The 10,438-nt window shown below is 68.1% G+C and carries 8 protein-coding genes; 5 read left to right on the forward strand and 3 right to left on the reverse strand.

Annotation, left to right across the window (positions count from 1 at the left end):
* Positions 1–13 precede the first annotated feature (13 nt).
* On the forward strand, positions 14–2,047 hold the full coding sequence (locus LZ199_RS36935) for an IPT/TIG domain-containing protein (protein ID WP_253998492.1): 2,034 nt from the start codon (positions 14–16) through the stop codon (positions 2,045–2,047).
* A 62-nt stretch (positions 2,048–2,109) separates the two neighbouring features.
* Here the strand turns inward: LZ199_RS36935 and LZ199_RS36940 are convergent, their stop codons facing one another.
* The 3 genes from LZ199_RS36940 to LZ199_RS36950 form a co-directional block, all read right to left on the reverse strand.
* Positions 2,110–3,195, reverse strand: coding sequence for a hypothetical protein (locus tag LZ199_RS36940; RefSeq protein WP_253998493.1), 1,086 nt, complete (start codon positions 3,193–3,195; stop codon positions 2,110–2,112).
* Positions 3,196–3,433: 238 nt separating this feature from the next.
* The gene (locus LZ199_RS36945; protein ID WP_253998494.1) at positions 3,434–4,339 is read right to left on the reverse strand and encodes an MBL fold metallo-hydrolase; all 906 of its coding nucleotides are present in this window, start codon (positions 4,337–4,339) and stop codon (positions 3,434–3,436) included.
* Positions 4,336–4,701 (reverse strand): cupin domain-containing protein, encoded by a 366-nt coding sequence (locus LZ199_RS36950; protein WP_253998495.1) that lies wholly within the window; start codon positions 4,699–4,701, stop codon positions 4,336–4,338. The genes LZ199_RS36945 and LZ199_RS36950 overlap by 4 nt, the downstream gene beginning before the upstream one ends.
* 53 nt (positions 4,702–4,754) lie before the next feature.
* Between LZ199_RS36950 and LZ199_RS36955 the strand changes: the two genes are divergently transcribed.
* The 4 genes from LZ199_RS36955 to LZ199_RS36970 all read left to right on the forward strand — a co-directional run bounded on the left by LZ199_RS36955 (position 4,755) and on the right by LZ199_RS36970 (position 10,357).
* The gene (locus LZ199_RS36955; protein ID WP_253998496.1) at positions 4,755–5,759 is read left to right on the forward strand and encodes a LysR substrate-binding domain-containing protein; all 1,005 of its coding nucleotides are present in this window, start codon (positions 4,755–4,757) and stop codon (positions 5,757–5,759) included.
* A gap of 210 nt (positions 5,760–5,969) precedes the next feature.
* A complete protein-coding gene (locus LZ199_RS36960) occupies positions 5,970–6,743 on the forward strand; it encodes a M57 family metalloprotease (protein WP_253998497.1) in 774 nt (257 codons plus the stop codon).
* Positions 6,744–6,908: 165 nt separating this feature from the next.
* Entirely contained in the window at positions 6,909–8,447 is a 1,539-nt protein-coding gene (locus LZ199_RS36965) for a gliding motility protein (RefSeq protein ID WP_253998498.1), read from the forward strand.
* 380 nt (positions 8,448–8,827) lie between these two features.
* Positions 8,828–10,357 (forward strand): CARDB domain-containing protein, encoded by a 1,530-nt coding sequence (locus LZ199_RS36970; protein WP_253998499.1) that lies wholly within the window; start codon positions 8,828–8,830, stop codon positions 10,355–10,357.
* Positions 10,358–10,438: the final 81 nt, after the last annotated feature.

Raw genomic sequence — 10,438 nt, forward strand, 5'->3', positions numbered from 1 at the left:
TCCCCAGCCGGTCGTGCAGCCCGCGGTCGTGGTGCAACCCGCGCCGACCATCAGCGCCGTCCTCCCCCAGCAGGGAACCACCGGCGGCGGGACGCGGGTGCGCATCACGGGCACGAACTTCTCGCCCGGCAACGTGACGGTGCGCTTCGACAACGTCGTCGCCAACGGGGTCATCGCCACCGCCCTGCAAATCGACGTCGACACGCCGCCGCATGTCGTTGGCGCGGTCGACGTGCGAGTGACCAACAACAACGACGGGCAGTTCGCCGTCGCCCCGCACGCGTTCACGTACATGCAACCCCAGGTGCTGGCGATAGCGCCCCCCATGGGGCCCCTCCTGGGCAACAACCGGGTCCGCATCACCGGCAGGTACTTCGCCCCCAACGTGAGCGTGCTCGTCGCCGGACGCCCGGCCGCCAACGTCAACCGCGTCGACGAGCAGACCGTGGACGCCGACATCCCGGCCCGCCAGGCGCCGACCCCCATCGCGCAGGGTCTCAACATCGACGTGGTGAACGGGAACGACCAGGCCCGTGGACGCCTCAACACGAGCTACACCTATGAGCCGCTGCGGCTCGATGAGGTGCTGCCCGCCAGCGCGCCGTCCGCGGGCGGAGTCCCCCTCACCCTCCGAGGCAGGGGGTTCGACGCGGGCACCACCGTCACCATCGGCGGCATGCCGGTGGGCGGCCTCGCGGTCATCTCCCCCACGCGAATCGACTGCACCGCGCCCGCGCTCCCGACTCCAGGCGCCGCGCTCTGTGATGTCGTCGCGACCAGTGGCGGCGGAGCCCAGACCGACACGCTCGTGGACGCCTTCACCTACACCGCGCCCGTGACGCTCGTGGCGATGACGCTTTCGTCAGGAGCCCGCGGCGGCAACACCCAGGTGGGCCTGCTCGGCATGGGCTTCACCCACCCGATGGTGGCCTTCTTCGCGGGCCAGCAGGTGAACACGGTGTTCGTGCACGAGGGGGAGTTGATCGTCCCCCAGACGCCAGCCGTGCCTCACCCCAATGACAACGCCCACCCGGTGGACGTCATCGCTCGCGACCAGGGCAACCACTCCTCGCAGCTGGCCCATGGCTACACCTACGAGGCGGAGCGGCCCGCGATGAACGTGGTGGTCTACGCGCCCGGCCAGGACTTCCACTCCATCCGGGCCGCCGGTGCGAACGATGCGAGCCTGACCGGACAGCTCCTGCAGATGCACAACACCGGCGTGCTCGACGCTCGGGACGGTGCCTCGGCGGCCCAGATGCCAGGGAGGAGCTACCACAACCACATCGCGGGCGGCGTAGGGGGGCTGCTGTTCAACCGGCACGCCCACCCCCGGCACACCATCCACCAGGTCCTGGATGTCACGATGCACCGGCCCATCAACAACTACACCAGCAATCTGCTGGCGCCCAACACGCCCAACGGCAGGTGGCACCCCGACGCAGGTGTCTCGGCCGCCATCATCGCGGCCCACAATCTCGCGCTGGCGGCGAACTTCGCCAACCCGGCAGCCGTACAGAACTCCATCAACACCACCCTCACGTTGTTCTCCGTGACGCCGGCCACGGGTGCGACCGCGGGCTGCGAGCAGGTCACTCTCACGGGACAGAACTTTCCGAACAACGTCACCGTGCACTTCGGTGGAGTGGCGGTCCCAGCCGCCCACTGCATCCGCGTGAATGCCACCACCCTCACCGTCACGCCCCCCGACCACGCCCCGGGCGTCGTGGACGTGCGCATCACGGATGCGCGCGGCGTCTTCGTGGAGCTCCCGGCCGCCTTCACCCACCAGGACTTCGCCTTCGCCACGCTCACCCCCGCGATCGGCTCACACGACGGAGGCAACGTCGTGGTCATCACCGGCACGGGCTTCAAGGCGAACACCGCCGTCTCGTTCGACGGAATCGCGGTGGCCGCGCACGACATCACGGTGCACAGCTCCACCGTGCTCACCGCGCGCGCGCCCCCGCACGCCGCGGGGGTGGTGAACGTCAGGCTCACGCTCGGCGGCGTGATGCACAACCTCCCTTATCGATATGTGCAGTAGCACCGCGTGTCGCCAGGGCACGCGGTGCCATCGCTGGCACCGATGGGCTCACGACCTGCGCGTCAGGGACAGAGCAGCTCGACGGACTTGATGCGCATCACGCCATCGACGGTCGGGTCGTTGGTCTGGTCCCCGATGGCGATGTTCCCGTCCACCGTGAAGTTGTTCCGCGTGAGCTTCGCGACGCCGTCGATGCTCACCGTGGCCACCTTCGCCGCGTCCACCGCGAGCTCGTAGACATGGTACGCGCCGTCAATCACGGGGAACGCCGCGGACTGCGTGTCGTCCGCCCAGCCGATCGCCGCGCTTTCGAGGTAGATCATCTGCGAACGGTCCACGCTGTCGCCGACTGTCGGCGTGAAGCTCCCCAGGATGGCGGCGCCGCTGTCGAGCGAGTTGTGGCGGCTCGCTGACTCGACTTGCAGCGTCACCTCGAGCTTGAAGGGTTTCGTTGCGTCGACGGCATTCGCCCGCCAGAGGAGCAGCTGTCCGCCCGTCCTTCCGCCGGGGGTCGTCGACGTCTCCAGGCGAACGTAGTCCGCGCCGTACGTGAGCGTGTTCGGCCCCTGGACGGCCGTCCTCCACCCTTGCGCGGTGATATCGGCACCGCCGACCAGCAGGGGAATGCTCCTCCGCGCCGACCACTGCGTCGTCGACGTCGCCGGCGTGCACACCTCACAAGCGTTCGCCGGATTCGGCTCGCCTTCGGCGTAGAGGGTGCCGTCGATGAAGCACTTCGGGCCGCACACACCCGCCGAGCAGACCTGTCCCGAGGCGCACTGCGTCCCATCCGCGCGTGGCGTCCACGTGGTCGCGGAGGTCGCCGGCACGCACTGCTCACACGCGTTCGCCGCGTTCACCGCCCCGGATTCGACCTGCTGGCCGTCAATCTGACAGCGCGCGATGCAGACACCGCCCTCACACGTCTGACCACTCGCACAGGCATTGTCGCAACCACCACAGTGCGCCGGGTCGACCTCGGTGTTCACACAGGCGCCGCCGCACCGCGCGGCACCGCCGCCGTCGCACTGCTCCGGCACGGACGCGTCGGGTGGATCGTCAGGGCGAGGAGGGGAGTCCTTGCCACACGCGGCGACGAAGCCGAGCACCACGAGACAGGAGAGCGCGACAGAACGAACAGACACCATGGAAACCGCCATCTTGGAAGACCACACGCCCGAGCGACGTGTGCTCCTCAAGCTTGGAGCGCACGCTCGCGGGTGGGGCAAGGCCTTTACCAGGGAGCGGTTGTCGAGCAGACAGGAGCGGCTGTCGAAACGACAAGGCAAGCTCACGAGCGCGGCGATGAGAACCGAACTCGGAGTCCTTCCGCCCCCTCCGTGCACATGTCAACAACAGGGAGTGCGTGACGCACTCGGTGAAGACTCAGGTCCGGGCCTGCCAGGTGAGCCACTCCCCTGGACGCGCCAGCTCCACGTTCACCTTCCGCTTCCGCGCCGTCGCCAGGAGCAGTGCTTCCGCGCCTGGAACCTCCTGGTAGTCCTCGGAGGGCGCGACACCGTAGTGGATGGGCACGAGGAGCCGCGCGCCCAGCACCACGGCCGCGGCGACCGCCTGCTCGGGTGTCAGGACGCCATGCACGTCACTGACGGGCTTGCGCCAGCCGAAGCGCGCCCCGTTGATGGGGAGGAAGGCCGCGTCGAAGGGACCGAACTGACGGCCGATGTGCCACCAGGAGCCGTGCCACAACGTGTCGCCGCAGTGGATGACACGGCGGCCTCCGCCGGAGACGACCCACGACACCTGAGTATCTCCATAACCGTCCGCCGCGGGAACGGCGGTGGCGGTGAAGTCATTGAGGAGGATGGGCTCGTAGAGCGGAGCGGGCCGCACACGGAAGCCCGACGCGGCCGCGGCGGCGGCCATGTCCGGGGGGCACACCAGCGTGCCGGTATCCCCCAGCGCCTGACGCACGGCCATCCGGTCGAAGTGGTCGGGATGGCGATGCGTCACCAGCACGAAGCGCCCACCCTCCCCCACGTCCATCGGGACCAGCGGGTCCTTCAGCGCGGCCCCCCACACCGTGGAGTCGCTCAACGGGTCCATGAAGAGCGTGTCCTGTCCCAGCCGCAGCCGCACGCCGGCCCACGCCAGCCGCTGGGCGCGCAGCACCGCGCTGTCGGCGGGCTTCGTCGCGCCCCCCGTGCCCGGGGAGAACAGGACAGCGCCCGCGGAGAGGGAGACCGCCGCGCGCAGGAAGTCCCGACGCCCCGTCCGCGAGGGCCGAGCCAGGGTGTCCCCGCTCTCGAGGTCCAAAGCGTCCCGGCTCATCGAGCCACCGGGGAGGCCACGAGGTTGATACCGAAGAGGCGCACGCCCGTCTCCGTCCTCGGCTGATGCTGACTCATCGGCGGGAAGAACAGGTAGGTGCCTGGCCCCAGGCGCTGCTCGCCTTCGATGAGCTCACCGCTCACCACGAAGACCTCCTCACCCGTGTCGTGGACGTCCACGCGGGGCCACTGACTCCCGGGCGCCATGTCCACCACCCAGACCCTCACGTCATGGGTGCTCGGCAGGTCCCTTCGCAGGCAGCCGGGGCCCACGACCACGGGCTCGACGTCGTCGATTCGCACGGACGACATGAGGGGTACGACGGGGTGCTGCGTCCTCGGGAAGCTGTCTGGGTGGGGCATCCGTCCGCGCTCCTTGCAGTGGGAGGTCCACGTTAAGGAGACGGGCTCCATGAGTGCAGCGAAACGATTTCGCGATGATGCTGAGCCGCGTTCATGTGAAGCTGCCCGGCATGCTCGAGCTCCGTCACTTCAAGCTGATCGCCGCGGTCGCGGACACCGGGAGCCTGGCCTCGGCGAGCCGGCAGCTCCACCTCACGTCCTCGGCGCTGAGCCACCAGCTCCGCGACGCCGAGGAGCGACTGGGCGTGCAGCTCTTCCAACGCCGGCAGCGACGGCTCTTGTTGACCGGCTCGGGGGAGACGCTGCTCCTCTCCGCGCGGCGCGTCCTGAGCGAGGTGGCCCACGCCGAGGCCGTCTGCCGCAAGAATCCGCAGGACGACCTGCTCCGACTCAGCACGGGCTGCTACACGGTGTACGGCTGGTTGCCGCCCATCCTGGGGCGGTGGCAGGCCGAGCACCCGCGCGTCGAGCTGCGCATCGTCCTGGAGGCCACGCGTCAGCCGCTCGGGGCACTGCTGAACGGCGAGCTGGACCTGGCGTTGACCACGGACGTCCCTCGGCAGGCGCGGCTCGCGCAGACCGCGCTCTTCACGGACGAGCTCCGGCTGGTCGTCCCCGAGCACCACCCGCTGGCGCGACGGAGTCACGTCACCGCGCAGGACCTGGTGTCGGAGCAGCTGCTCACCTATGCCGCGCCCCGGGAGCAGCTCGACATCTTCACGCGCGTGTTCTGGCCCGCGGGCCTGGAACCAAGGCGGGTCTCCCCCGTGCCCCTCACCGAGGCGTTGATAGAGCTGGTGCGTGGCGGTATCGGCGTGACGGCGCTGCCTGAATGGATGCTGCCAGCCCAGCGCCAAGGGCTGCACACGGTCCGGCTCACCCCTCGGGGAATCCGACGCCGCTGGAGCGCCGTCACCCTCGCATCACGCCAGCGCCCCGCGCCGCTGACCGACTTCATCCAGCTCCTGCGTGAGCGCTTCACCCGCAAAGGCAAGGCAGGGCCACGGCAGCCGGAGCAGCCGCGCCTGGATGATTTGTTCCCTCGCATCGCGCGGTGATTCGACGAGGCGGGTCATGCCCTGGTCGAGGCAGAGCCCGGCACGGCGGGCGGCAAGCGCTTGCGCATCGAGTGGGTGTAGCGCGCTCGTGCCAGGGCCCGGGCGGAAACGGGCTTTATTGATTAATCCTGATTTTACGTGATTTGTTGCCCATCGGCGCTCCCGTTCCGGGGGCGCGCGGACCGCTGTGGGACGCGAGGGGAAACGACCATGTTCAAGAGAGCGGCAGTTCTCGTGATGAGCTGTGGTGCGCTGCTGGCCGGCTGTGGGCAGGACTCGCCGGGAGACGAAGAGGAGCTCATCTCCAACCTGGTCGAGGCCGGCTTTCCGGCGCGCGACATCCAGGTCCTCGGGGATGACGTGTACGTGGGAGGCGATGCGCACGTGAGCCTCCAGGCCTCGCGCGAGATGCTCCAGACCGAGGGCAGCGCGGAGCAATACCGGACGACCAACCTGGTCAACACGGGCGCCGTGACGCGCATCTGCCTCAACCCCACGGCCACGTTCACCAGCTACACCCGGCTCAACCAGGGCCTGGACCAGGCCATCATCAACTACAACGCCCTGGGGCTCTGTTTCTCCATGGTGCGGGGACCGAACACGAGCTGCAACGCGACCATCAACGTGACGACGATGGCCGGCACCGGCGGCTCGTCCGGATTTCCCTCGGGTGGCAGGCCCTACAACACCATCCGCATCGGCACCGGGCTGAACACCGCCAGCCTGGACGTGGTCGAGCACGTCATCACCCACGAGCTGGGACATGCGCTGGGATTGCGCCACTCGGACTTCTTCAACCAGGCCAGCAGCTGCGGCAGCGGGGTCAACGAAGGAGCCGCCGGCGTGGGTGCCATCCTCATCCCCGGAACGCCCAGCACCTCCTACCCGGGAGGCTCGCTGATGAACGCCTGCTACCCGCCGAGCACGACCGGTGAGTTCACCAGCACCGATATCATCGCGTTGAAATACCTCTACGGCTGCTGAGCGCGGACCGAGCCTCCACGGGACACCGCGAGGCTGGCGTGGCGCAGGTGGAGCAGGACGCCAATGACCAGGGCGTCCCGCCGCGGCCCCCAATTCGAGAGGGTGACATGGGGGCCGCAGCGTAGACTGGGTCCCTTCTCACATCGCCCACGGACCTGCTCGAACATGAAGCCCACACCTGGAGACATCTTCGCCGTCTACACCCCTCGGCTCGGCGCCTACACCGCCGTCCAGGTGACGGCCCTGAAGGTCGAAGGGAAGAGCGAGCTGGCGTGCGTGTTGGCCCTGGATTGGGTGGGCCCCGCCCTGCCCGACACCACGGCGGTGGCGACCATGGCACCCGCCACCTTCAACTTCTTCTTCTGGAAGGACCACAGCATCCACGTCTGGGTGTCCGCCGAAGTCCCTCGCGGCTACACGCTCGTGGGACACCGACCGCCCCTCGTCGTCGAGGACGTCAACAGCTACAGCGGCTGGCCCTCCGGCAGCGCCCTGTACAGTCAGCGGCGCTGGGAAGCCATTCCCCAGGCCGAGCGCGACCTCTTCAAGCAGATGGACGCCAACCCCGACAAGAGCGCGGTGCTCAAGCTGGGCGACCTGGAGGTGCGTCGGTCCACGCAGCGGCTCGACGCGGACAGGCTCGCGGCGGTACCCGACCTGAAGGTGTTCGAGGCACTGCCCATCCTGACGTCCGTCAACGCCGACGCCCCCATCCCGGGCCTGTTCGACTTCATCCGCCGTCGGCCGTTTGTCTATGAGTCGGACGTGCGCAACCACGGCGAGCGCCGCGTCGACCTGCGTGGCGCCAATCTGTCGCGGCTCACCCTGGAGGTGACAGGCGTCCACGAGGTCTTCCTCAACGAAGGGCTGGAGCACCTGTCCTTGTTCGGTCAGGCCAGTCCGGAGCTGAAGATTCACGCCGAGGCCGACGGCCGCTGGCTGACCCTCATCACGAACAACCCGGCCATGGTCTGGTCCGGCCTGGACGCCCTGGGCGAACTGCATGTGAATTCCGCCCGGGAAGTGGATGCCCTTGGCATCGTGAGACGGTTTCCGAAATTGACCGGGCTGCGAATCTGGGGTGCCCCCGGCTCCCTGCGAAACACGGCGGAGCTGGCGGCGCTGCCCGCCCTGGACACGCTGACGCTGAGCGACATGTTTGGAATCACGCCTGACGAGTTCCCTGGCCCTGAACACTTCCCTGACCTGGGGAGGCTGTGGTTGACGAGCATCCCCGCCGAACTCGCCGCCCATGTGAAGAAGGCCTACAAGAACGCGGCTCGCGACGGCTTGGACCTGTCCGTGCGTCAGCCACGCAAGGCCGAATGGCTGGCGGAGAACCTGGACAATCCCTTTCGCATCTGGGACGGGGCTGACAACATCAGCGCGGCCCAGGCCAAGAAGGCGGCGGCGCTGTACCGACAGGCCCGGTCCGCGGCGCTCAAGGCCGCGTCCGAAGAGCTTCGCGCCGATGCCCTCGTGGCCGCGCTCACGCCCATCGTCACGACCTACACGGAGGGCTTCAACAAGCTGGATGCTCGCAAGCCCTTCCTCTTCACCGAGGAGCGCGAGCACATCTATGTCGCGCTCATGGGCATCTTCGACGCGGTGGACGAGAAGCGCCGGTCCACCGGAGCGACTCCCGCCGAGCCCCTGAACCGAGACGCCCTGGTCTCCGTGATGGATTCGATTCGGGACTTCTAGCGTGGGGGCTCCCAAGTGCCCGAATTCCTGATGCGAGCCCGCGGGCTTGATTATCTCGTTTTTCCTGTTTTTCTGAATCCCTGTTCCACACTTAGCCTGCGCCTCTGGAGCCAGGCCCGGTGTTCGCTGGGTGGTGCTCCACACGCCACGGCAACAGGAGACACCATGAAGAGAGCAGCGTGGAGAGCGACAGCCACCGGCTGGCTGATGCTGGGATTGCTTGTCGGAGGAGGCACCGGCTGTTCGGACGGGGGAATGACCTCCCAGGAGCCCGACCTGGGAGCGAGGACGAATCGCCTGGATGAGGGGCCCGACCTCGTCATCACGGCGATGCGCGTCCCCCGAGCTTCCGCCCCAACCCCTTCCCTTCGTCGGCGACCGTGACGGCTTCCGTGACGGTGTGCAATCAGGGCACGGACTACAGTCCTCAGACACAGGCACAGCTGTATGTGTCCATGGATGATGAGCTGACCCCCATGGGCCTCGGCGGTCCGGGCTATCCCGTGACGGACCAGGCCCCGCTGGGCATGGTCCAGGTGCCTGACCTGTTTCCGGGTCGCTGCGCCACGGTGTCCACGAACTTCTGGCCCACCTTGCCTCCGGATGCCCAGAACGTGCATGGCGCGTACTACGTCGGCGCCATCATCGATGAGCAGTCTTCGGTTCAAGAGCTGCGCGAGGACAACAACGTCTTCATCCACGGCCTCGTCGGCGTTGGCGACGGCCCGGACCTCGTCATCACCGCCATGAGCATCCCGACGAGCGTGGCACCGAGCCAGGCTTTCACCCTCTCGGCCAGGGCGTGCAACCAGGGCACCCAGCCCAGCGGACCGACCGAAGCGCAGCTCTACCTGTCCATCGACACCGCGTTGACGCCAACGTGGACCAGCCCGAGCTTTCCCCTGAGGGACCAGACGCTCATCGGACAGGTCTCCGTGTCCGCGCTGGCCCCCGGCCAGTGCGAGGCGGTTTCGACCACGGCCACGGCCACCCTGCCTCCGGACGCGCAGGGAGATGGGGTGTATTACATCGGCGCCATCATCGATGGCGCGTCGTGGGAGCACGAGCTGCGCGAGGACAACAATGTCTTCGTGAAGGGCCTCATCGGCATCGGGAATCGACCGGACCTCGTCATCCGGGAGCTGTCCGCGCCCGCGAGCGTGGCGCCGGGTCAACCGCTCGCCGTCACCGTGAAGACCTGCAACCAGGGCACCCAGCCCAGTTCACCGACCCTGGTCCAGCTCTTCCTGTCGCTGGATGACGAGCTCTCTTCTCCCTCCGTCGGATATCCGGTGAGGGATCAGCTGGAGCTGACGGGCACGAGCCTCCCCGCGCTGGGAGCAGGTCAGTGCCTGACGCAGGTGTTGAGCGGCCCCGCGATGCTGCCCCCCGATGCGCAAGGGGATGGCAGATACTTCCTGGGCGCCATCATCGACGACTCGAACCAGGTGCACGAGCTGCGCGAGGACAACAACTCCTTCGCGAAGACCCCGATTGGAGTGGGGCTCAGGTCGGACCTCGTGGTCACCGCGCTGACGAGCGTTCCCTCCGTCCAGGTGGGAGCCTCCTTCAGCGCGACGGTGCAGGTGTGCAACCAGGGCACCCAGCCCAGCAGCGCGAGCTCGGTGTTCCTCTACACCTCGCTCAACGCGGTCCTCACCGCGGAGTCGCCGCTGTCCGGGGGGCCAAACCCTCAGGACCAGCGCCTGATTGGCGTCGCGATGGTCGGCGCGATGAATCCCGGGGGCTGCTTCAGCCAGTCGCTGACCGTTTCGGCCGACTTGCCTCCGCGCGCCATGGGAATGCCCGGGGCCTACTTCCTGGGTGCCTATGCCGACGCGGAAGAGGCCCTGTCCGAGCTGCGTGAGGACAACAACTCCCGCGTCACCGGACTCCTGCTCACGCCGTAGCGCCGCACCCCACCCGAGGGGATGGGCCGAGCGGCCGTCCCCTCGGGGCCCGATTAAATCGAGTTAAATCTCCGGGGCGCC

It is taken from the genome of Myxococcus qinghaiensis (assembly GCF_024198215.1).
In the GTDB taxonomy this organism is placed as follows: domain Bacteria; phylum Myxococcota; class Myxococcia; order Myxococcales; family Myxococcaceae; genus Myxococcus; species Myxococcus qinghaiensis.

Bases quoted from the DNA above. Each gene is read 5' to 3' on its own strand.
- LZ199_RS36940 (WP_253998493.1), bottom strand. From the start codon at position 3,195: ATGGTGTCTGTTCGTTCTGTCGCGCTCTCCTGTCTCGTGGTGCTCGGC.
- LZ199_RS36950 (WP_253998495.1), bottom strand. From the start codon at position 4,701: ATGCCCCACCCAGACAGCTTCCCGAGGACGCAGCACCCCGTCGTACCC.
- LZ199_RS36965 (WP_253998498.1), top strand. From the start codon at position 6,909: ATGAAGCCCACACCTGGAGACATCTTCGCCGTCTACACCCCTCGGCTC.
- LZ199_RS36945 (WP_253998494.1), bottom strand. From the start codon at position 4,339: ATGAGCCGGGACGCTTTGGACCTCGAGAGCGGGGACACCCTGGCTCGG.
- LZ199_RS36960 (WP_253998497.1), top strand. From the start codon at position 5,970: ATGTTCAAGAGAGCGGCAGTTCTCGTGATGAGCTGTGGTGCGCTGCTG.